Here is a 20,566-nt window from a genome sequence, read left to right on the forward strand (position 1 = left end):
TCAGATGAATCGATGAAGCTTACACGCTGCCTTCCGTTTAAAATCAACTTCACTCTTGCAGTATCGTTCGTTTTTCTGAGCAGCCCTCTGGCTCTTAAGCGCGACGCTCTGGGGCAAGAATCAGCCCCCAACCACGCGTCCGCACAGCCGCTGGAAGGTTCCGCGTATCGCAACATTTACGGGAAGCTACCTCGGGATGCTACACGCGGCGACGTGGCTTTCCAAGAGTTCTTTAAAATTGCGACTGCCAAACTTGCTTCATCATCGTTAAACAACATATCTACGAAAGAAGAATGGTTGGAGTCACGCGAAATGCGTGTCGAACAATTGAAGGATATGCTGGGCTTGAGTCCAATGCCGGCCCGTACTGATCTTCAGGCAACGATTACGGGAGCCGTCCAAGGTGAGGGCTTTACCGTAGAGAAGCTCGTCTTCCAGTCTCGGCCCGGACTCTACGTCACTGCTAATATTTATGTGCCCGACGGTTTATCAAAACCTGCACCGACTGTGCTGTACGTAAGCGGACATGGCCCGGTGAAAATCGACGGCGTTAGCTACGGCAACAAAGTATCCTATCAACACCACGGTGCATGGTTCGCTCAGAATGGCTATGTCTGTATGGTTATGGACACGGTACAAATGGGTGAGATTGAAGGCATCCATCACGGCACTTACCGCGAAGGGATGTGGTGGTGGAGCTCCCGAGGCTATACGCCTGCCGGGGTAGAGGCTTGGAACTGTGTGCGAGCGATCGACTACTTGCAAACGCGTGATGATGTTGAACCAAGTAAGATCGGCATAACAGGACGAAGCGGCGGAGGCGTCTATTCTTGGTGGGCTGCGGCAATCGATGATCGAATCGCCGCAGCATGCCCGGTAGCCGGAATCACCGATATGCAGAACCACGTCGTGGACGGCTGCGTCGAGGGACACTGCGACTGCATGTTCATGGTGAATAAGCACCAATGGGACTTTGCTGAAGTCGCCGCATTGCATGCTCCAAGACCACTTTTGATCTGCAACACCGACAAGGACACCATCTTTCCGCTCGACGGTGTTCTGCGATTACACAGCAAAACCAGAAACGTCTACGACCTACTAGATGCTCACGACAAACTGGGGTTGCTAATCACCGAGGGTGACCACCAGGACTCAGCTGACTTACAGGTTCCCGTCATGAGGTGGTTCAATCGATGGCTCAAAGAAGAGGATGGGCCGATCAACGGCTATGCTAAAAAGCTCTTTCAGCCGCAACAATTAAAAGTACTGGAGAGGATTCCAAGCGACCAAATCTCAAGCGTCTGTCATGAAAGCTTTACGAAACTTGCTGATGAAAACCAGCAGGTCAATTCCGAAGTTCTCAAGGAAGAGTTACTTTCCAATACATTCTCCGCCGTTCGTGCCGCGATAACCAGCAATCAGCCTGCGACGAAGCTGAGTGAGTTAGCGAGTTCGAAGTCAGACAATCTTGCTCTTACAGTCTATGAATTCTCCAGCCAGCCTCACTTGGCGATACAAATGTTCGCGCTTGAACCGAGCTCGACGGAAGCAAAAAGCGTTAGGCTAATCGTCGTTGATGACGATAACTGGACGGCATGGTCCGATTTCATAAAATCTCATTTTCCGGATTACTTCAAGCTCGCTACTGAGAACGACAACAAGCCTAACAACAACGCGTCGGGGCCACCAATTGATTTTGAGAAGCTTGTAGCTGATGATAGCAGTCAAGCAATCATAGTCGTCGCACCCATTGGCACTGGTCCTACTGCGCTTGGAGGCAACGAGGCTTACAAAACGCATGTGCGGCGGCGTATTATGCTGCTCGGATCCACGCTCGCAACTTACCAAGCCTTGGACGTTATCCAAGCCATTCGCCAATTGCGAACGCTCGATCGCTTTTCAACCGTACCAATCCATCTGAAAGCTGCTTCTGCAATGACGGAAGTGACATCGTTCGCGACGCTGTTTAGTGATGATGTCGAAACGTTGGAGTTGACTCATTTCAATCGAAGCGACAAAAATGCGCCTGACTTCTTAAATTGGTCCCGCGTCGTCACTCCTGCGGAATTAGATGAGCTTCTGAAGGCAAAAACGAAGTTGATCGTCAACGAATGACCTTTGCCCAGTTGCTCGGTGCTTACAAAAATCGATTCGATGTTTCGAGCCAGCTCATAATTAATTAGCGGCAAAATGCCAAACAGGCTGAAGGTGAATTGGAATCGACGTCCCAGAATCGCTACTGCTGCTTCTGAAGTCCGTTGTCGGTGATTTGTAACTCAGCTGACTCTTCTAGCTTCATGGTTTCGTCATTGCCACTCAGTCGCATGGTGACGGGAAAGCAACGGGTCATCGTGATGATGGTGCGAGATGGCATTTCAATTTCATCGCTGCTGTCATTCGCTTCGACAATTAACGTCTTTGCTTCGCCGCTTTCATTTCGCACCTTGATTTTAATCGCTTCTGACTTGGGGCGGCCGAACAGTTGTACTGCGTAATAGGTCTCGTCGTCTTCCGTCGCTACTCCGGCGCCAATTTGCGTTACGAAGTCAGCGAGCATACTCTCTCGATGCGACGGCGAGTCTTTCCAGCCTTCGACAAATACATCGGTCAGCCCCTCCGCAGTGACTTCCCCCGTGTTCAGGCGGTAAGCGATATTCTCGCGCACAACGCAGTACTCGTAGCCGGCAGCTTGCGCCCGCTGAGCCGGAGTTTTGCCGTCGGCTCGATGTCCATATTTTTCGGACGCTGCCATGAACGATGCGAATTTTTTGGCAGCCTCTGACAGGTGATCTTCCACCTTGACGGCTGGCAAGTCGTATTCTTGCCGAAACGCGTTAGTTTTTTCCACTATTGTATTCTCAACTTGGCTCACCATTGACTCCTCGGATTCTTGGGCCCGGGCAGTCGCGGCCCAACTAAGAACAACAATCAAAGACAAAACTCTGGTCATGGCATATCGGCAATCTATTGAGCGGAATGAATTGCGAACTCTTTCTGTGCGACGCACTTACGAGAGCTCACGCAATGAGCCAACTCTATGCAAATATGAGACCCTTAATCGTCGTACGAACCTTCGCTTTTATAGCTATCTTAGTTATAGCTGTCGGAGTCATCCTCGTAGCCATAGTAATCGTAGTCGTTGTCCGTATCCCAGGCTGTTTCGCTTGTCGAGTTGTAGTCATTGCCATCAAACCACTCGGTAACGTCCCACCAGGCGTCGTCTTCATAAAAGGGCGTGTAATCTTCGCATTCCTGTGCCTGTACAAACGATGCGTCCCATTCGTTCTACGTCCTCTAATGAAATTGCGTTTATGTCACGCATACGAAACGCGACATGTGTTGAACTCCTGACAAGCCATTGCTCCCGGGGGCGATGGCGTCAAATGTTCAGGGCGTAAGGGCCGCAACATGCGCGCCAGTCGGGTTGTAAGTCTCGATTAAGATTTTCTGAGACCCGCTAAAAATACTGAGGATCCCTTCAGTATTCGCACAGCGCTCGCTGCGAAACAACTTCTGCGCAATCGCCCCGGTTGGCACACTCATTGCCGCAATGAACTGCATATTCATATGACAATTTAATGTGGCTATGCAGTTGAACCCATAGGGATAAAACTAGAAGGACGCACAATGACCAACGCACTGAGAATCGTTTTCGCGTTGCTGTTGCTTGCGCTTATCCTTGCATCGGCAGACTTGCTGGTCGCAACTCTGGGCGTCGTATTTCTGATATTCGCAGGACTGCTGTTTGGCATTTTTGTCCACGCGATTAGTGCATGGCCGACTGCACATTTCAGATTGTCGTACCGCACGTCTTACTTGGTGGTTGTGTCGCTGATGCTGGTCTTCATTGTTTTGGGTGCATTCTATCTTGGTTCACAGGTGTTCCACCAAGCGGACGAATTTTGGACTCAGCTACAATCCGCGTCTAAACAGATTAACAAACGCTTGGACCAGTATCCTTGGGCCGAAGAGTACCTGCCAAGTGTATCAGAGATTCAAACTCAGCTAACTCAGTCTGGCAGCGACATTCTTCCCGCGATGTTTTATCGACTCCAATCATTCGCATGGGCCATAACGGCCGGACTCGTTATCTTTTTCGTGGGGCTCTATTCGGCGTACGATCCGGAGTTATACCGTGTTGGGCTGATTGAGCTGTTTCCCGAAGGTCGACGGGACCACGTTAGGCGAGTTCTAAATCGCTTGAGATCGACACTGCAACGGTGGATTGTTGGAAGAATGTTTTCGATGGCCGTCGTGGGCATCGCAACTGCGGTCGGGTTGTCGATCTTCGGCGTGCCCTTGCCTATATCGTTGGGCGTCATAGCGGCGCTGTTGACTTTCATACCTAACATCGGACCTTTGCTAGCAGCCATCCCGCAAATGTTGCTCGCCATCGAACTTGGAGCGGAAATGATGCTCTACGTTTTGCTGTTCAACGTTGTCTTGCAAACCGTCGAGAGCTATTTATTGACACCGATTATTCAGAAACAGGAAGTTTCACTCCCGCCGGTGCTGACCATTTCCGCGCAGTTATTGATGGGCGTTACGGTGGGGATCGTCGGCGTCATGATGGCGGCCCCGTTTGTCGTCGTGCTTATGGTCTTAGTAAATTCGGGATTCAACTCCGAGCGATCGAAAAAAGCAGATCTTGGAGACTGCTAAGTTAAGAGCTGATGTTGACGTTCTACTGCCCTGTTTGATCAGCAAGAGCGAGCTTCAATGAGCTCGTCGCCAACTGATAAACACATTTGTAGTGACAACTTTGAACTAAACTGGATCGATCAAATCCGGTTGAAATCCGCTAGGTAACTGGAATCGGTGGTGAGAAGATCAACAAATTGAGTCAGGGGCTTCGTTTCATTCAGCTCACTGCGTAGTACTTTTACATCCGCCGGCGCCTCGATACCAATCGTGATTCGATTCCCTTGAATCTTTACAATCTGCACAACGATATTGCCATTGATCGTCAACTTCTCACCAACTTTGCGACCTAAAACAAGCATTGGATTCTTCCTTGATTCTGATTTTTAGATTCTTATTTTACTGCGACTTGAAAAATCTGTTGGTCAGCAGCGTCCCAACACCATCTATTATCAGCAGCGTCGTGACACGTCTGGTCACTGAGCAATGGGTTTTTCCAGAAACCTCCTTGATGAACGTCTCCCCGATGTTTGTCTGCTCCCACAGTCCGCATGCAAATAGGACAGAACAACGGAACTCAAGGCCAACGCTGCATACCTGAAAGAAGCAGCTTTAAGATTGATGCTGCAGCCCGTGAATCATCTAGCTATCGTGTCCGCCCGTTTGTGGTGAACGATCCGGATGCGAGCTGGACGCTCAACAAGCAGTGTGATTCACTAAATTTTGAGGCATTTCCATGCGGCGGTACTGGCATGATCATTGCACCGCCACTAGCGACAGCTTGTAAGTCAGTATTACCAAATAGCGTGGGAGAATAAGACATGTCTACGAATCAATTTCAATCGTGCATTGAAGCTTGTGTACGCTGTGCTCAAGCATGCGAAGCGTGTGCTGACGCTTGTCTTAGCGAGAAAGATGTCGGAGTGCATCCGGCTTGACCGTGACTGCGCGGATCTTTGCTGGGGCGCGGCGGCGCTTATGAGTCGCGATTCCGCCTATGCCAATGAATATTGCAAACTCTGCGCGGAAGTCTGCGAAGCATGCGCGGCGGAGTGCGGCAAGCATGAGGCAGACCACTGCCGGAAGTGCTCGGAAGAATGCCTGCGATGCGCCGAGGAATGCCGCCAAATGGCAGGAGCCAATGCCTGATTCAGCAGACACCTAAAATGGACAACCAGCGAGGCTCGTACCATATCTCGGATACGAGTCTCCTTAAAGCTAAGGAAGTCTGATCATTTTGGCTTCCGCTTTTTGCAACCAAAGTTCACCGTTCTCATAACGTTTGAATTGAAACGAGTTTTTCTTATCTGGCTTTTTGCCTTCGATCTCGTCGGTGAGAAAGAAGCTTGGCCGAGAGCCTGTTTCCGTAGATACCGTAATTGGATCAATTGTTAGCACGAAAACTCCCTCGGCGTCGGTAACAAACGCTTTTCCAGGACTGAAATTGTTAGACAACCAGTAGCCTTGCTGAATGGATGTGTTGGCGAGTGGCTCACCCTTCGAATCTGCGAAATGAACCTTCACAGTCGGGATTCGTCGAAGAAGTATGGTCTCGACTTCAAAAGGATTCTGCAGCGGATCAACCGCAATATCGCCCACCATTTTGTGCGGCCTTGTGTAGCCCGAGCTTTTCGGTCCAAGGTGTATCAGTTGGATACGATGCTGCCCAGGAACAACAAAGATTGAGTACCGTCCGTCTGAGTCTGTTGTGCCTCGACCAAAGTAGCTGGGGTCAAGTCTTTGAATAGAATCATCGACCCGAGACACCGAAACTAGTGCTCCTTCCACGGGCGCTTCCGAGTCTTCAAAAAGTATGCGGCCTTGCAATTCGACGGACGGGAGTAGTTCCACCGCAACATTGAGGACATCGCCCGCTGGCACTTCATTTTGTACTGGCAACCTGGGAATCGCATCGCGTCCATGTTGCCAGTTGACGAAACGTATGGTTGCCTGTCCGGGAAGAATTGAGTTTACGACAAATTCGCCATTCGCATCCGTTTCAACTTCTGCAAAACCACTCGTGCTCAGTACACGATCATCGCTTTCCGACCTTCGCGGAAACCAAGTCTGAATGCTAAGCTTCGTCCCCGCGTACTTGGCTGGATCCGGAGTCTCCAGAATCCCAAAAATACCGCCCGTCGGCGACAGTTCCAAAGTCAAACTCTGCTTTTCGCCAATGCCGAACACCTGGTTGCCATAGTTTTGCGTTCGCACGACAACGCTACCCATTAAGTGCGAACTGCATCCCAAGAGTCTTGCAGATCCATTCGCATCGGTAGTTGCTCGCATGAAACTAAGTATTGGCTCGGGAGGCGCGCCTGCCATCCCTCGGTCTTCGTCAGTCCAGAATTTTCCGTTGGGCATGTTGTAATGGTACGGCTCAAGCACAGCACCTGGCAAGGCCATGCCATTCGAGTCGACGACAACTACATCGATAGGCGATTCATCTGGAAGGACGATATCCGCTCCGCTCCATTCGTGCCGCTTCATCAATGTGTTGCCAAACGCGAGCGGTCGCAATCCGTAACCGGCCTTGTAGGCCCACGCGTAGTAGGATGGGGGGTAGGACACATCGCCTGGAAAAGTGATGTCATAATTTCCTTGCTCGTCCGAATGTGTGGCTATTGTTTCCAATGTGCCGTCGGATTTCATCGTTTCAGACACGATCAAACAGTCGCTCACTCGCTCGCCGAACTGACTGAAGATTGTGCCGCTCGCTCGTCGAGGCAGATTATCTTGCAGCACTGCACCGGAGCCATCAGTTCCACCTTGCTTTGTGTGAATCTTCTCGGCTGGCTTCGGAATTGCAAACTTTAGTTCCTGGGCAACCAAAGCAGCAGTAAAGAACAACGTCGCGAAAATTAGAGTTGGTAGGACGATCCTGGCCGAGTAATTCATAACAGTTCCTTCCGATTGAGCTATGTTAGCGTTGCGGATATGTTCGATGCAAACATACTCGGATTTTACGGCCTTCGGTCAAAGAAGACACTATGCCCGCGGTAGGAAACTGGAAAGCCGTTCGCGAACTAATTCCAGTTGTCGATTTTGACATCATTTGGCGAAGGTCTTCCCGAGCCCGTCTCCAGAAACTCTTTCAAGCTCAGCAGGAATATCGCCCACTTCATGCTACAGTGAGCCGTGAACTCAATCGCCTCGCGCCAGTCGCGATGACTGAAAATCAGAATCGTAAAATCTCCCTCTTGTTTAAGTTCAAACGTCACTTCAGTTCCCATCCATTCTGCTGGCCCCGCTTCAAATTGCCAACAGATCCGTTGATTTAACACGAGCTCGACAACCACGATCGTCATCGACCCAATTTCAATACCACTTGTGTCGGTAAAGCGTACTTCGATTTCCCCCCCAATTTCGGAATTACCGGTAGTCTCACGTGTCCACCAGCTTGAAATGCCTTCAGTTGTAGCGATCGCGGAATAGACATCCGAAACTGATGCTCTTATTCCGACGCGGTGAGTAATATTGATCATGATGTTCCTACCGTTATGACGTTTCTTCGACAAAGTTCTTAAGGCGGACTAGCGCATCGTCCCACTGTTTTGCAATTTCCTGTAAGGCAGCTTGCGCTTCCTTAATAGCAGCCTTACGCGCAACAAAATGCTGCTCTCGGCCGTGAGCCTCTTTTGTTACAAGCTTGGCCTTTTCTAATACCCTCAGATGCTTTGTAACGGCCTGTCGCGTTACTGGAAAATCGAGCGTCAGCTGAGTGATCGATTTTGGCGATCCTTTGCCGAGCTTAACTAGCAATTGCAGCCGAGTGGTATCACCCAACGCGTGAAAGACCACTGCGTTGTCACGCATGGGCCCTTTGCTGTAACTTTTAAGGGTTTGTTTCGACATGGTCTCTAATATTTTTTACTTGAGCAGCCCATCCGCCGTCGTTCATGCGAAACGCTTCGTCCCGTCGATGCGCTGGAATGCCATCGAAGCCCGACTCGGTGACTTTAACTAACGTACCCGCAGTAGTGGCTTCCAATGTGAACTCTACCAATGTGCGAGGTTCAGCTGAATAGTCGACTTGCGGGTCAATGGCATACGGCCGCCACCAGAAAGCGAACCGGTGCTCCGGTTCAATCGTCTCAACGATCACTTCCATCGTAACGTGTTCGTACCCAGGATAAGTGATCTTGCCGCGCACCGTTGTTCCGACCACGAATGGTGCCTCGAGATTCACGCGAAACCACTGACTGAATTCGCGGTAATCCGTAATTGCTCGCCACACTCGCGACACGCTAGCGTTGATTTCTATCCGTTTTTCAATTCGATCTGTCGAGCTTTTGTCCATTGTCTATGACTGCCTTTCTGTAATCCATGTTATGCAACCTTGTGGTTGCATATTAAACTTTATCGATTAGACTTTTGCAAGTCACAAAATTACTTTGGCAGCTTGTCGATTTTGGCTTGGCGATTTCGACAACTGTAAAAGGACCTGTCGTTCCACATTCAAAAGGGAGATTTTCAAATGAAGAATGCTCTGTCGTGCGTTTTAGTGCTTTGCTTAGCCATTGTTGGAGGGCGATCTCTTGCGCAAGAGGCATTGGTGCTGCCAGAACCAGTTGCTGAACATGCTTGGCTGACCAAATTTGTCGGAGAATGGAAGTCAAAATCGAAGGCAACGATGAGCCCCGACCAACCTCCTGTAGAATGCACCGCGACTTTGAAGTGTCGAGCGCTCGGTGGTTTCTGGGTATTGAACGAAATGAACGGTGAAATGGGCGGCGACCCAATGACAGGCGTTCAGACGATTGGATACGATGCAGAGAAACAAAAGTACATTGGCACTTGGGTCGACACTATGAGTGCGATGATGTGGCAATATGAAGGCTCTGTCGATAGCTCTGGCAAAATACTAACCTTACAAGCCGATGGGCCTAATTTCATGGCTGATGGCAAAACGACGAAGTTTGAAGATATTTATGAATTCACTTCCGAGACTGAAATGAAAATGACATCTCGCATGCTTGATACAGACGGCAAGTGGGTTACCTTTATGTCGGGCACTGCGACTCGAGTCAAATAGTTTTTAGGTTTTACATAGATAAAGGCAGTCGATGAAACGATCCAAGGCGAAAATTGCGGGCTGGAGCTTGAGTGTTCTCCTATCGGCGTTTCTTTGTTTGGGCAGTGCAATTCCAAAGTTTGTCGACTTCCCCGACAAGGAAGCGATGTTTAGCAAGATGGGCTGGTCCATCGATCTAATGTATGTCGTTGGTGTCGTTGAGGTCGCAATTGCCATACTCTTTTTGATTCCGCGGACAGCGTTCATTGCGGCGATTCTGTTGTCCGCGTATCTGGGCGGCGCAACTGCGACGCATGTCCGTATCGGCGATCCGTTTTTGGTACCTATCGTTGTAGGCGTGATAGCATGGATCGCATTGGGACTGCGTGATCGGCGAGTTTTCCAAGTCGCATTCAACGCCGAGGCTCCTTCCGTAAATGAACCGAAAACATAGCACGTCTGCTGTCAGTGCTGCTTCTGCGATTTCGCAAGCAGGAATCGATTTGCACATCTAGCTCAGGACCAAGAGCTAGATGTGCTAGTAGTATGTCTGTGCCGAAGGCAAATTGAGTGGTTGTCGCAGTTGCATTTGCCGAGTACTCTTTAGGCGACTCAGCTCAAACCGCGACTGCGTGATTTACGTTTTCGCATTTTGTGTAATGCATCGATAGCTGCCCTGGCTCCGACGTTGCTTGTAATCGCGGTTTCGAGTCACCTTTTAGGAACATCGGACCTAACTGCGGCGTTGTTGATTTTTCACGAGGCACTATCTTGGCGTTCATTGCAGCGATTCCAATTCTGCTAGCCTTGCTCTTGCTGGTCGGAGTGCGGTGGCCAGCGAAGCTTGCCATGCCTGTGTGTGCTGGCACCACTGCGGTCTGTTCTTGGTGGCTATGGCAGGTTCCAGGGGTACGCATCGCTGCGTCGATCGTTCAAGCAGCTGCTGTGACGCTCTCAATTCTAATGATCGTCTTTGGAGCGTTATTCTTCCTGGCAGTCTTACGTCAGACGAAGGCTATAGAAGTTTTGCAGCGGTCCGTATCTGGGCTCAGCGACGACCCTTGAGTTCAGGCTGTCTTGATTGGTTGGACGCTTGGCTCGTTTTTGGAAGGAAGCGCTGGCTTCGGTGCTCCCGCCGCGATAACTGCGCCGCTGCTAATTGGGCTTGGCTTTCGTCCTGTGCAAGCAGTTGTGATCGCGCTGGTAGGGGACAGCACGGCGGTATCCTTTGGCGCGATAGGAACGCCGATGCTGATCGGTTTTGGACAGGGGCTTTCTGAAGCTGAAGGTGCGCCATTGATCGCAGAAATCGCTGTCCGAATTGCTGCCCTGGATCTTGTCCTTGGAACACTCATGCCGGCGATCCTTGTCGCGACTTTGATCCTCTCGAGCCTAGGCCGGTCAGGATGGCGACTTGCATTATCCGCCGCGCCGTTTGCGTGTATGGTCGGCTTTTCCCAAGCACTCGCCTCCTTCATTGTCGTTGTGACGATTGGCCCCGAGTTACCAAGTCTGATTGGACCGTTAGTCGGTTTTGCAATGGCATTTACGCTGCTTCGACGCCGGTGGTTGGTGCCCAAAGCTTGCCCGTCGCTCTCTAGCCTGAAAACAGAAACATTTGAACAAGGTCCGGAACACGCGCTACCTAGCGTCCCACGTGCCTTCGCACCCTATTTGCTGTTGGTCACGCTGCTGGTCCTTACTCGACTGCAAGCACTGCCGATTGGAGCGTACTTGTCATCGATCAAGATTGGCCTGGAGAATATTTTTGAAACAGGAATATCCGCTCAGCTCCAACCGTTCTATTCCCCAGGTCCAATCTGCGTGTTATGTACACTGCTGAGCGCCTGGATTTTGCGTTCAGACTGGAAAGGGTTAAGCGTAGCTGCTGGTATCGCTGGTCGCACTACTTTAAAGACTGCGTTAGCATTGATGGCGTCGATTATGACCGTGCGGATCTTCTTGCAATCTGGCAGCAACGACGGAGCGCTGCAGTCTATGCCATTGGTGCTTGCAGAAGGACTCGCAACTGCTTTTGGAGGCATTTGGCCGGGAATCGCTCCATGTGTTGGATCACTCGGCTCGTTCATGTCTGGCAGCGCAACATTCAGCAACATGCTATTCGCACTGTTGCAATTCAAAATCGCAACCAGCTTGGGTTACGACGCCACGACAATACTAGCCCTTCAAGGAATTGGAGCTGCAGCGGGCAATATGACCTGTATCCACAATGTCGTTGCCGCTTGCGCAGTCGCAGGGACACTCGGAGAAGAAGGCAATGTGATTCGCAAAACCGCACTTCCCATGATCACTTACTTATTCATGGCTGCTTTGTTGGGCCTTTTCTGACGAAGCGCGATTGTGTTGCAATGCACTTGAGTCTCCGAGCAGAGTAACTTTACCCAGGGCTCCTGAATTATATAAGTCTTTGTTGACAGTCTGCGAGACTCACAAATTTTATGTTAGCTGAGTGTTCTTGCTGGAAGACCGCTGAACAAAATCGAATCTTAGCATTGGCCGAACCTATACGATGCATACCTTTTTACTATGCATGCAAACTCAGACGGGTGGACGACGTTGTTTATTGCTAGTGACGAGCTCTCTTGCAGGCATTCTGGGCTACTAGGTCCCGAACAATTCCTGTTTTCTTACCCCATCTGAGCTGCTACAGTCCGCCAAGTGTACGTTGGCACTTGAGAAGGCAATCGATATAGGCCTTCGTTGTTGGAGTGCAGCGCTGCGAAGTTTTATGGAAGTCCTGTCGCGGAAGGAATCGATTATGTCGCGTATAACATTGATAGCAGCTTTTGTTCTTGTCGGCATGAGCGTTACTGTGCCAAGCGCTCGCGCCGCCGAGAAGCTCCCGCCTGAGATCACAGCTGGCGAACATCGCCTGCTACTCAATGGATCGGGTGTTCGGACAAAGGCATTCCTCGAACTTTATTCTGCGGGTTTGTACCTGTCGAAAGCGAACAATGATCCTCGTGCAATCATCGCAGCCGAAGAGCCGATGGCGATTCGGATTCGCATTACATCGGGCTTTGTAAGCCAGAGTAGTCTTGTTGAATCGCTCGAAGAAGGATTCAAGAGCGCGACTGGCGGCGATACTCGCGAAATCCGCACAGAGATTGATCAATTTCGATTGTTCTTCAAGGACGACATCAAAAAAGGGGATTTTTTTGATATGGTCTACATTCCCCAACACGGTGTAATCGTCAATAAAAATGGAAAGCATAAAGGAGTCGTTCCGAATGCAAAATTCAAGCAAGCTCTCTTTAGCATTTGGTTATCCGACAAACCCGCCGACAACTCGCTCAAGCAAGCGCTGCTGAAATCCTCGACTGCGCGTTAAAACCTGACTTACCGCGTACAGAAGCAATCTTTGTTTAGCAGGGTGCGTCAACTTCAGCCATTGCTATTAGCATCACGCCGCTTGTGCATGCAACGCTGACTCAGATGGCTTCGTCTCCATCATGGGCATTGACGGAAGCTTTACTAACTTCAGTCCAATACTATTGATCAATACTGGTAGTTCCTGTGCAGTTACCGAAGATAACGTGCAATAGAGCAAGAAAGGCAAGAACGCGAGCTTACGCATTGGGTACCTCCGACCTTGAGATGTTGTCGAGGCCAAACGTCGAAAGTAAATTGTAACGTCACTTAAATCCTTCTACAAGCTAATCGAACTTCTCCAGCCTGGCGTAATTCTGGCACGTCTAGCTTGGTCGCCCGCGTATTGATTCAACATGGGGCACCTATTTCAAAAGGATTGGTCGGTTACAATCTGAAGGCAACCCAAGCAACATTCTGATACTTGAGCACTCGTCATGGCCGAACCTGTTCGTGAGAAATTTCGCATCGCTAGAGATCAGTGGATATCATTGATTCCAATCTTACTACTGTTGCTGATCTACGCGCTCGCTACGACATTTTTCAACTTTGAAAGTTTGTCCGCCGTTTCTATCTCGCTACTTTCAGTCTGGTATTGGATGCACTTTCCTCGAACTAGATTTGAGAATTCTACTGCGATTTTACTGCTATTTGTAATCACTCTGTCAGCACTTGCGATAGATCTTGAGGGATTGGAAGTAAACATCACGTTGAAACGAATTGCAATTATTTCAGCGGCTTCGATTGCGACCATACTATTACGACTTTTCACTGGCGCCAGAATTGTGGTCGGACGTGAAGACGAACCTCGGACTGCACCAGACAAGCGGAAGCCGGTGTCGATATTCGATTTCGTCGTCCTAACAATCTCGATTGGTTTCCTCATTTGCTTTTTTGCGATCAATGGCCGCAATGAGGGAACGGAAACGGTTCTTTTGTCTGCGGCTAGCGCCGTGGCCGCTGTACCGCTGTGGATCGCACTTCAATACGAGCGTAAGATCAGGAAGTACTTAACTGTTGCAGCGATTTCGTTGGGATACTTCGCCGCAATCTACTTTCTGTCACCGATCCGCATCGATTATCAGCGTTCGCTCTTTGTATACAGTTCTAGCAGTCAGTCCGCTACCGATTCTGCCATATGCGTCATTGTAGTCGCAATTTTTGTATGCGCTGCCCATCGTTTTGGACTGAGAATTGAAGCGACCAGGCAACCAAACAGCGTGGCAACAATGCTATTCAAGCTCGCCCAGATTGCATCGTTTTTTGCATATCTAGGATTTCTCCTGACCAACCTTTTGTATTCTCACGGTTATCCTCCGTCGGAAAAGTGGAACGCTGAATACATTGAGGTTGGCTGGCCGAATGTCTTCCAGACTGTCCAACTAGTTGATCAGCAGACGATAGTTGTATGGGGGCCGGTTGGTATCTATGAAAAAAACTTTAATGCCTTAGCATTCTTTATCGACATAGCCGTCTTAGTTGTCTTCGCGGCACTTTTTGGTTTTGGCATATCGATCGTCGCCACTCTCCAAAAGAACAGAAATATATCTCGCTCGAAAACATACAGTTGGCTGAGAGTGGCTTCACTGCTGTGTAGCACTGTTGGTTTAGCAGCGCTGGCACGTTACACGGCCCAAGCAAAAAAATTTGAAACGCTCGATTTTCCGCTCTACACAAGTTCCACAACAGTTACCGCACCATTTATCGAACAAATCTTGTATGGAGAAAACCTAGAAAAGATTTCCACGGTTTCTGGATCTGCAGCAGATTTGGTTTCCGAGAATAGTTTTCTCAGAAGTGCGAATGCCATTGATTTAGATCGCATCGATTCGGAAGTTATCGGAATCCTTGAATCATACCCACAACTTCGCAGGTTATCCGTTTCACCCGAAAAGATAGATGGGGCAATTTTTGCAGAATTGATGCTTCGATTAAATCTAACTGAGCTCCGAGTGGCTGTTGCGAAAGATGCTGTGTTGGAATGCAATGGTCATCACTTGCATAAACTTGACATTTTCAGCGACGATGATGACGCGCGGATTACGGTGCGCGACGGGCGGAAACTAGATGAACTTGAGTTGCGTTTTTACGGGGAAAACTCGAGCTCATTTGTCCTTGAAAATTGCAACCGAATAACCTCCACAAAGATTGAGACCCTCAGTAAAGCGACCGAATTGAAGATCAGGGACTGCGCTAAACTGACCACTATCGAACTCCGTGGAGACGAAGACGACTCAACTGGCTTTCAGGTTTTTGACGCCGATATCCTTAATTCGGCAGTTGAGCAGATCGTTTGCAACGATCTTGCGCCGAGGACTATATCCGGTCCAACGGACCAGTTCATGGCGCTGGGGCTGAGGTTTAGCAAACCAACAACAGTGGATCAGTTTTCTGGTTTCGACAGCAAAACTCTATCTTTACTCTTGTACTTTGGGGACAAAAATGGGGCGCTTCAGCTTCTTAAGAGGTCGGAGAATATGTCTCAATTGGAAAAAATTCATCTTGGCATGTCAGGTGTGCCGCTTGCGTCATTCTGGGATGACTTTCGCCATGTCTCACCACCTTGTGTCGTTGAAATTGATTCATATCTTTTGAGTGTCGATGATGAGCAACTGGAAGAGTTGATTGCGACAGCACCGCACAATTTTGAGCTGCAGGACAACAATACATCTCTGTTCTGGTTTAACGGTCAATGGAATTATCTACTTCTAGATACTAGGCAAGAAGTCGATCTTAAGGACCTGGGGCTGTGAATTTAAGTTTGGTTCACGGCAGCATGAAGGATCGAGCGCTTGTGTAGCAAAGATCGCAATTTTCGGTTCGAATTTTGGAGATGGGAAGTTCTGTTCGATTGCTTTACGACGCCTCGGCAGAAGTAGAGTACGTCTGAAACTTGCTATCAGTTGCTGGGGAATTAACGTCAGGCTATTGATGGAACGTGCCTGATTTCGTTCTGAACGAAGGGATGATCGGCCAAATGAGGGGCACTCTCGTGCCTCGTGGATTGTTAGATGGCTTTGATCTCGCGTAGACCAACACGAAATTCGTTGGGTTACTCCGTACCCACTATGCACAACAGCGCGCGCTAAAGCCAAAACTTCTTTCGACCTCGCGTATCCTATCTTGCAAGTCTGCTCGTTTGATTGCCCCGGCGACTGCATTGCAGGCATATCGGCAACCTTGTCGATCCAAATTGTCGTGCGAGGGCAGCGATGAATAACCTCACCTCAGTAAGGTGCGAATCGCTGCTGCTACGCCGAGTGTAACGTCGGTCATGCGGTTATAGTCGAGCGTCTCGGGGGTATCTGTTGCTTTGCATAGTGCGGGATGCGCAGGAAGCTCGTGTCTGTCAACATCAATGCCGGATAGCCTTGATCCCAGAACGAGCTGTTGTCGCTCAGGCGTATTTCGTTGATCTTCTCCGGCAAACAGATCGAAAAAAGCGGCAGTCGTGTACCTCGCTTGAAACCACAGCGGAAACCAAGCGAAAGCTTCCATGATTTTAGATTTCCAACTGCGGCGAGAAAATTGGCTCGCTGTGGAAAGAAACGATGCAGTATCCTTGGAATCGATGGTGGCACTTGCTGTGACCCTACTTCGTCGCGAAAATAACCAACCATCTCCAGACACAACATTCCCATAATCCTATCGCCGCGAATCGCAGACAATCGCGCATGATGTTGGCTGCCCATTGCATCTAAGCCAAAGTACGGCGGCTCTTCGCAAGCAAACGCTACATAGCGTAACGTTCGTTTTCCAATGTGGTCTTTTAGCAAGCGGCTCACTTCCAACAGAACAGCAATGGCCGATGCATTGTCGTCAGCTCCCGGCGTCGAAGGGACTGTGTCGTAATGTGCCCCCAGCAGAATAATCTCGCTGGGAGCACGCGAGCCAGTTCTGGTCACAACAAGATTCACCGCTTGCTCCCCCAGTGCATCGAATGGTTCTTCGACGACTTGGAATCCCATTTCTTCCCACTGAGCTTTAAGATAACCAAGCGTCGCTTTAATCGATTTCGGCTTGCTTAACGTTCTTGGTCCAATCAGCCCAGCCAAACGATCGACGTGCAAGTACAAACGTTGCTCGATCACCTTGCGCAGTTCTTCTTCGATCATATTTAGATTCACGGATCGCATGTTATTCGAGACCTACTACGATGCTACAGGCTCACAAGAGTGTAAGTTCGGAGCGACGAATCGGTACCACGAAAATCCGTCGGGTAGTATCGCATCGGCTGAAAACTCAAGGTGTAGAATTCGACGGTGTCGCATCGTTCCTGCCAGTGAGGCGCCGCTGCCATGTGTAATCATCGGCCGCATTGCGAGCACGTCACCGGGCTGCGCGTGGATAGGAACTGCAGCGTCCGTTCCAACGCCAATTGCAGTGCTGGATGTATGCGAACCAGCGACGACTACCAGCGGCCCATTTTCGTCGGTAACTTGGTCCAGATGTATACGCAACGTCAACATGCGTCGGAGAATTGAATCACAAGCGACTACATGCGGTACACCAGCCTTAACCGTCGGACGCGAGAAGCTGGCGGAGGAGAGCGAGTTGTCTTTAACAGCAATCGCAGTATCTTTGTGCCAGGCCAAAGCCCAAGTTCGATCGGGAGGTTTGTCAAAGAACAGTGCACGCACTAAACCAAAGTCCTGCCCAAGCTCTTGTTCGAGTAAACGAATCAAACCTTCGGATTGCCACACTGTGCGCACTAACGGTACCGAATCGATTAAATTGCGTGCTGCAACCGCATGCCCCTGGTCAGAGCGAAGCAGAACCCCGTGCGAGTCTCTACCGAGGACGTTCGAGAACTCGGTTATCAGTTCGGCAACAGCCGTTGAGGTGATAGCACCTTCCAGCATACAGAATCCATCGCGTTGTAGTTCCCAACTCACTCGCTATCCTTTGCTGTCTCGCACATCAAACAATTGAAAGAAAACCTCGAAGATTGTCACAGCATTCGTAAAACCTAGGCTTCGTAGTATCGCTATTGTGACACAATAATTGGATGCAGTTGAACTCGTTCGAGTCCGCCTTCAAGATTTATGTTACCAAAAGTAAGTCGGCGTCCCTATTCGACTTCGCGCTTCTTTGACGGTTGGCGATTTTCAATAGAAAGTTCCACGGAACCGTCGCCCTAAAGAGTTACCAGATAAATTTTCGGACAACGTCGATTTCGATACACGACAAACGACTAATAGGCATTGTACTTGTAAATCTTATCAAGATTGGGATGCGAACCTCATGAAGTTTATCTGCCTCGGCTACGCTGACTATTCATTATTCGCAAAAATGAGTGAAGCGGAGATGGCCGCCGCAATGCAAGAGTGCTTCGCGTACGACGACGAATTGCGTCGCGGTCAGCATTTCGCTGGTGGCGAAGCACTACAAGGGGCCAGCAGCGCAGTAACGATGCGATATCGAAATGGGATAGCTGTCGCTACAGATGGCCCCTATGCCGAAACCAAAGAACAGCTCGGCGGCATCCTAATCCTGGAAGCAAAAGACATGGCCGAAGCGATGGATTTGATGGCCAAACATCCCGGCGTAAAGTTCGGTCCATTTGAAATCCGACCAGCCGACGAAACCGTGAATGCGATGATTAAATCGCGAGACCTAGCGGTTCGGCAACAAAACATAACCGAAATTGATATCCTGCTCCAGGTGTTCCAGGATCACCTTGGGTATATCGAACAAGCAGTGACAGAAGTTCCCGATGAACGCTTTGTGGACCAGCCGAACGGTCTTGTCAATCATCCAGCATGGACTCTTAGTCATCTAAACGTTTCGCTGCAAATCTTACTTGGTATGTTTGACGAGCCCCAAGCGAATTTTTCCGACGACGAGTGGCGCCGATTCGGGCCAGGATCGATCCCAGCCAGCAAGCGAAGTGATTACAAAAGCAAAGTTGAACTGCTTTCCCAGTTAAAACAACTACACACGACCCTAGAGTCAGTCGTGTTGGCCAAACACGAATCCTATTTCCACCGTGAACCACCGCCGGAATTTCAAGCTGCAGCACCAACGATTGGTAGGATCGCCGTCTATCTACTTGCGTCCCACGAGTCTTATCACTTGGCCCAAATTAACCAGTGGCGACGTGCCGCTGGTATCACCACTTTGAAATGAGGAACATCTCATGCAACGCAATCCTGTAAGTTGGTTCGAAATCTACGTCGACGATCTATCGCGCGCGACGAAATTCTACGAAGCAGTACTGAACGTCAAGCTGCAAGAACTTCCATCGCCGACAGACAATCTTGCGATGATGGCTTTTCCCATGTCAATGGATGCAGGGGGTGCCTCAGGTGCGCTTTGCAAGATGGAAGGTATGCGATGTGGCGGCGGGAGCACGATCGTCTATTTCAGCTGTGAAGACTGCAGTGCGGAGGCGTCACGCATCGAAGCCGCTGGCGGCCGGGTGCACATGCCCAAAACTTCCATCGGCCAGTATGGTGCAATTGCTTTGGGCATCGACACCGAAGGCAACATGTTCGGTCTACATAATCCACCTTCTGCATAACACACATGAACCGCGGAGTAATACAACCATGAGTAGCGAAAAGAATACTGTTCGACTGCATCGCGTCCTGCGAGCGCCAGCGGAACGCGTCTACAGAGCATTTCTCGATGCCGATGCATTATGCCGCTGGATGCCTCCCTACGGCTTCCTCGGCAAAATGCTCGAATTCGATGCCAAAGTAGGAAAAGGGTACAGGATGTCATTTACCAATTTTGAAAACGGACACAGCCACTCGTTTGAGGCAAAATTCGTAGAGCTTGTGCCGAACGAACGAATTAAACACGTCGACAGGTTCGAAGATCCGAACCTGCAAGGAGAGATGGAAGTAACGATTACTCTCCGGCCCGCGATTTGTGGAACAGACCTGTCCATCGTGCAATCGGGAATTCCTGAAATGATTCCCGTTGAAATGTGCTACCACGGCTGGCAAGAATCGTTGGTGCAACTTGCAGAATTAGTTGAACATGAAATACCAAGTAACCCTTGATCAGCTTTGGCTTGACAATCCTCGCACAAAAATAAACTATGCTTGAGGAACTACACTGTTACTATCATTTACGGATCGATCAAGTTGCCGAAGCGGCCCGATTTAAAAGTCACTTTGCGTCGTTTTTGTTGTCGAAACCAAAGCGACGAGCAGTGTAAGCGTACCAGTCTTCAAACCTTTTCCGCGCCCAGGGCGTTTTTCGCAGAAAAGCAAGACTGGATTTTACGCTGGGATCGAACTGAAAACAGCGAATCGGAATCTGTTCTGCCATTTCATCCCAACCATAGCGATCGAACATACGCACCAGCATCTGCTCAAGCGTGACCCCGTGCAAGGGATCTTTTGCGGCACTGGTCTTGCGTTCAGGTTCTTCTAGAGGTTCGTTTGTTTCGGTCATGGATAAGTTCGGGTGTAGAGACGATGCGAACGACTCAAAAATTTTGCACGTTGTTCAATAGCCGACGAATCTTAATTCGTTTAACGGTTGGCTCAATGTACTCTGCTCGTTTTA

Annotated in this window: 18 protein-coding genes and 3 pseudogenes; 11 read left to right on the forward strand and 10 right to left on the reverse strand. The window is 49.6% G+C overall.

The genetic code is table 11. The annotated features are described in order from the left end of the window. Nucleotides 1-12: 12 nt before the first annotated feature. Nucleotides 13-2,115, forward strand: a complete 2,103-nt coding sequence (locus SH451x_RS12400; protein WP_479362773.1) for an alpha/beta hydrolase family protein — start codon at nt 13-15, stop codon at nt 2,113-2,115. Nucleotides 2,116-2,236: 121 nt separating this feature from the next. Here SH451x_RS12400 and SH451x_RS12405 read toward each other — a convergent pair whose 3' ends face one another. Then, nucleotides 2,237-2,848 carry a CAP domain-containing protein gene (locus SH451x_RS12405; RefSeq protein WP_479362774.1) on the reverse strand — a complete coding sequence of 204 codons (612 nt, stop codon included), beginning with the start codon at nt 2,846-2,848 and terminating at the stop codon, nt 2,237-2,239. A gap of 779 nt (nt 2,849-3,627) precedes the next feature. On the opposite strand from SH451x_RS12405, the gene SH451x_RS12410 reads away from it, so the two are divergent. After that, nucleotides 3,628-4,662, forward strand: a complete 1,035-nt coding sequence (locus tag SH451x_RS12410; protein ID WP_479362775.1) for an AI-2E family transporter — start codon at nt 3,628-3,630, stop codon at nt 4,660-4,662. A 119-nt stretch (nt 4,663-4,781) separates the two neighbouring features. Here SH451x_RS12410 and SH451x_RS12415 read toward each other — a convergent pair whose 3' ends face one another. Further along, entirely contained in the window at nt 4,782-5,003 is a 222-nt protein-coding gene (locus SH451x_RS12415; RefSeq protein WP_479362776.1) for a carbon storage regulator, read from the reverse strand. Between the two features lie 459 nt (nt 5,004-5,462). On the opposite strand from SH451x_RS12415, the pseudogene SH451x_RS12420 reads away from it, so the two are divergent. Next, a pseudogene (locus SH451x_RS12420) lies at nt 5,463-5,790 on the forward strand (four-helix bundle copper-binding protein). 69 nt (nt 5,791-5,859) lie between these two features. On the opposite strand, the gene SH451x_RS12425 reads toward SH451x_RS12420, so the two are convergent. The 4 genes from SH451x_RS12425 to SH451x_RS12440 all read right to left on the reverse strand — a co-directional run bounded on the left by SH451x_RS12425 (nt 5,860) and on the right by SH451x_RS12440 (nt 8,941). Continuing rightward, nucleotides 5,860-7,539, reverse strand: coding sequence for a hypothetical protein (locus SH451x_RS12425; protein WP_479362777.1), 1,680 nt, complete (start codon nt 7,537-7,539; stop codon nt 5,860-5,862). Nucleotides 7,540-7,667: 128 nt separating this feature from the next. Further along, nucleotides 7,668-8,126, reverse strand: a complete 459-nt coding sequence (locus SH451x_RS12430) for an SRPBCC family protein (protein WP_479362778.1) — start codon at nt 8,124-8,126, stop codon at nt 7,668-7,670. Between the two features lie 13 nt (nt 8,127-8,139). Beyond that, a complete protein-coding gene (locus SH451x_RS12435; protein WP_479362779.1) occupies nt 8,140-8,457 on the reverse strand; it encodes an ArsR/SmtB family transcription factor in 318 nt (105 codons plus the stop codon). A 19-nt stretch (nt 8,458-8,476) separates the two neighbouring features. Then, on the reverse strand, nt 8,477-8,941 hold the full coding sequence (locus SH451x_RS12440) for an SRPBCC family protein (protein WP_479362780.1): 465 nt from the start codon (nt 8,939-8,941) through the stop codon (nt 8,477-8,479). 177 nt (nt 8,942-9,118) lie between these two features. On the opposite strand from SH451x_RS12440, the gene SH451x_RS12445 reads away from it, so the two are divergent. From SH451x_RS12445 to SH451x_RS12460, 4 genes and pseudogenes are all read left to right on the forward strand, one after another. Next, entirely contained in the window at nt 9,119-9,676 is a 558-nt protein-coding gene (locus SH451x_RS12445; protein WP_479362781.1) for a DUF1579 domain-containing protein, read from the forward strand. 31 nt (nt 9,677-9,707) lie between these two features. After that, on the forward strand, nt 9,708-10,109 hold the full coding sequence (locus SH451x_RS12450; RefSeq protein WP_479362782.1) for a DoxX family protein: 402 nt from the start codon (nt 9,708-9,710) through the stop codon (nt 10,107-10,109). Between the two features lie 317 nt (nt 10,110-10,426). Next, nucleotides 10,427-12,004: pseudogene (locus SH451x_RS12455) on the forward strand (L-lactate permease). A 430-nt stretch (nt 12,005-12,434) separates the two neighbouring features. Continuing rightward, nucleotides 12,435-13,007: a chalcone isomerase family protein gene (locus SH451x_RS12460; protein ID WP_479362783.1), complete on the forward strand. Its 573-nt coding sequence runs from the start codon at nt 12,435-12,437 to the stop codon at nt 13,005-13,007. A gap of 72 nt (nt 13,008-13,079) precedes the next feature. Here SH451x_RS12460 and SH451x_RS12465 read toward each other — a convergent pair whose 3' ends face one another. After that, complete coding sequence (locus SH451x_RS12465) at nt 13,080-13,253, reverse strand: hypothetical protein (RefSeq protein ID WP_479362784.1); 174 nt, start codon at nt 13,251-13,253, stop codon at nt 13,080-13,082. 229 nt (nt 13,254-13,482) lie between these two features. Between SH451x_RS12465 and SH451x_RS12470 the strand changes: the two genes are divergently transcribed. After that, entirely contained in the window at nt 13,483-15,798 is a 2,316-nt protein-coding gene (locus SH451x_RS12470) for a hypothetical protein (protein ID WP_479362785.1), read from the forward strand. Nucleotides 15,799-16,267: 469 nt separating this feature from the next. On the opposite strand, the pseudogene SH451x_RS12475 reads toward SH451x_RS12470, so the two are convergent. Together SH451x_RS12475 and SH451x_RS12480 are read right to left on the reverse strand one after the other, a co-directional pair. Next, nucleotides 16,268-17,160: pseudogene (locus SH451x_RS12475) on the reverse strand (M28 family peptidase). Between the two features lie 36 nt (nt 17,161-17,196). Further along, nucleotides 17,197-17,940: a phytanoyl-CoA dioxygenase family protein gene (locus tag SH451x_RS12480; protein WP_479362786.1), complete on the reverse strand. Its 744-nt coding sequence runs from the start codon at nt 17,938-17,940 to the stop codon at nt 17,197-17,199. A gap of 349 nt (nt 17,941-18,289) precedes the next feature. On the opposite strand from SH451x_RS12480, the gene SH451x_RS12485 reads away from it, so the two are divergent. From SH451x_RS12485 to SH451x_RS12495, 3 genes are read left to right on the forward strand one after another with little or no spacing between them, the layout of a single operon-like run. Further along, nucleotides 18,290-19,174, forward strand: coding sequence for a YciI family protein (locus SH451x_RS12485; RefSeq protein WP_479362787.1), 885 nt, complete (start codon nt 18,290-18,292; stop codon nt 19,172-19,174). A 10-nt stretch (nt 19,175-19,184) separates the two neighbouring features. Beyond that, on the forward strand, nt 19,185-19,568 hold the full coding sequence (locus tag SH451x_RS12490; protein ID WP_479362788.1) for a VOC family protein: 384 nt from the start codon (nt 19,185-19,187) through the stop codon (nt 19,566-19,568). A gap of 28 nt (nt 19,569-19,596) precedes the next feature. After that, nucleotides 19,597-20,055 carry an SRPBCC family protein gene (locus SH451x_RS12495; RefSeq protein ID WP_479362789.1) on the forward strand — a complete coding sequence of 153 codons (459 nt, stop codon included), beginning with the start codon at nt 19,597-19,599 and terminating at the stop codon, nt 20,053-20,055. Nucleotides 20,056-20,164: 109 nt separating this feature from the next. On the opposite strand, the gene SH451x_RS12500 is transcribed toward SH451x_RS12495, so the two are convergent. Beyond that, nucleotides 20,165-20,452 (reverse strand): VF530 family protein, encoded by a 288-nt coding sequence (locus SH451x_RS12500; RefSeq protein ID WP_479362790.1) that lies wholly within the window; start codon nt 20,450-20,452, stop codon nt 20,165-20,167. Nucleotides 20,453-20,566: the final 114 nt, after the last annotated feature.

It is taken from the genome of Njordella aestuarii (assembly GCF_056494165.1).

What these genes read in the sequence shown, in the direction of transcription:
- SH451x_RS12415 (WP_479362776.1), bottom strand. Translation starts at nt 5,003, where the DNA reads ATGCTTGTTTTAGGTCGCAAAGTTGGTGAGAAGTTGACGATCAATGGC.
- SH451x_RS12500 (WP_479362790.1), bottom strand. Translation starts at nt 20,452, where the DNA reads ATGACCGAAACAAACGAACCTCTAGAAGAACCTGAACGCAAGACCAGT.
- SH451x_RS12435 (WP_479362779.1), bottom strand. Translation starts at nt 8,457, where the DNA reads ATGCGTGACAACGCAGTGGTCTTTCACGCGTTGGGTGATACCACTCGG.
- SH451x_RS12440 (WP_479362780.1), bottom strand. Translation starts at nt 8,941, where the DNA reads ATGGACAAAAGCTCGACAGATCGAATTGAAAAACGGATAGAAATCAAC.
- SH451x_RS12410 (WP_479362775.1), top strand. Translation starts at nt 3,628, where the DNA reads ATGACCAACGCACTGAGAATCGTTTTCGCGTTGCTGTTGCTTGCGCTT.
- SH451x_RS12425 (WP_479362777.1), bottom strand. Translation starts at nt 7,539, where the DNA reads ATGAATTACTCGGCCAGGATCGTCCTACCAACTCTAATTTTCGCGACG.
- SH451x_RS12495 (WP_479362789.1), top strand. Translation starts at nt 19,597, where the DNA reads ATGAGTAGCGAAAAGAATACTGTTCGACTGCATCGCGTCCTGCGAGCG.
- SH451x_RS12445 (WP_479362781.1), top strand. Translation starts at nt 9,119, where the DNA reads ATGAAGAATGCTCTGTCGTGCGTTTTAGTGCTTTGCTTAGCCATTGTT.
- SH451x_RS12400 (WP_479362773.1), top strand. Translation starts at nt 13, where the DNA reads ATGAAGCTTACACGCTGCCTTCCGTTTAAAATCAACTTCACTCTTGCA.
- SH451x_RS12490 (WP_479362788.1), top strand. Translation starts at nt 19,185, where the DNA reads ATGCAACGCAATCCTGTAAGTTGGTTCGAAATCTACGTCGACGATCTA.
- SH451x_RS12470 (WP_479362785.1), top strand. Translation starts at nt 13,483, where the DNA reads ATGGCCGAACCTGTTCGTGAGAAATTTCGCATCGCTAGAGATCAGTGG.
- SH451x_RS12485 (WP_479362787.1), top strand. Translation starts at nt 18,290, where the DNA reads ATGAAGTTTATCTGCCTCGGCTACGCTGACTATTCATTATTCGCAAAA.
- SH451x_RS12450 (WP_479362782.1), top strand. Translation starts at nt 9,708, where the DNA reads ATGAAACGATCCAAGGCGAAAATTGCGGGCTGGAGCTTGAGTGTTCTC.
- SH451x_RS12430 (WP_479362778.1), bottom strand. Translation starts at nt 8,126, where the DNA reads ATGATCAATATTACTCACCGCGTCGGAATAAGAGCATCAGTTTCGGAT.
- SH451x_RS12460 (WP_479362783.1), top strand. Translation starts at nt 12,435, where the DNA reads ATGTCGCGTATAACATTGATAGCAGCTTTTGTTCTTGTCGGCATGAGC.
- SH451x_RS12465 (WP_479362784.1), bottom strand. Translation starts at nt 13,253, where the DNA reads ATGCGTAAGCTCGCGTTCTTGCCTTTCTTGCTCTATTGCACGTTATCT.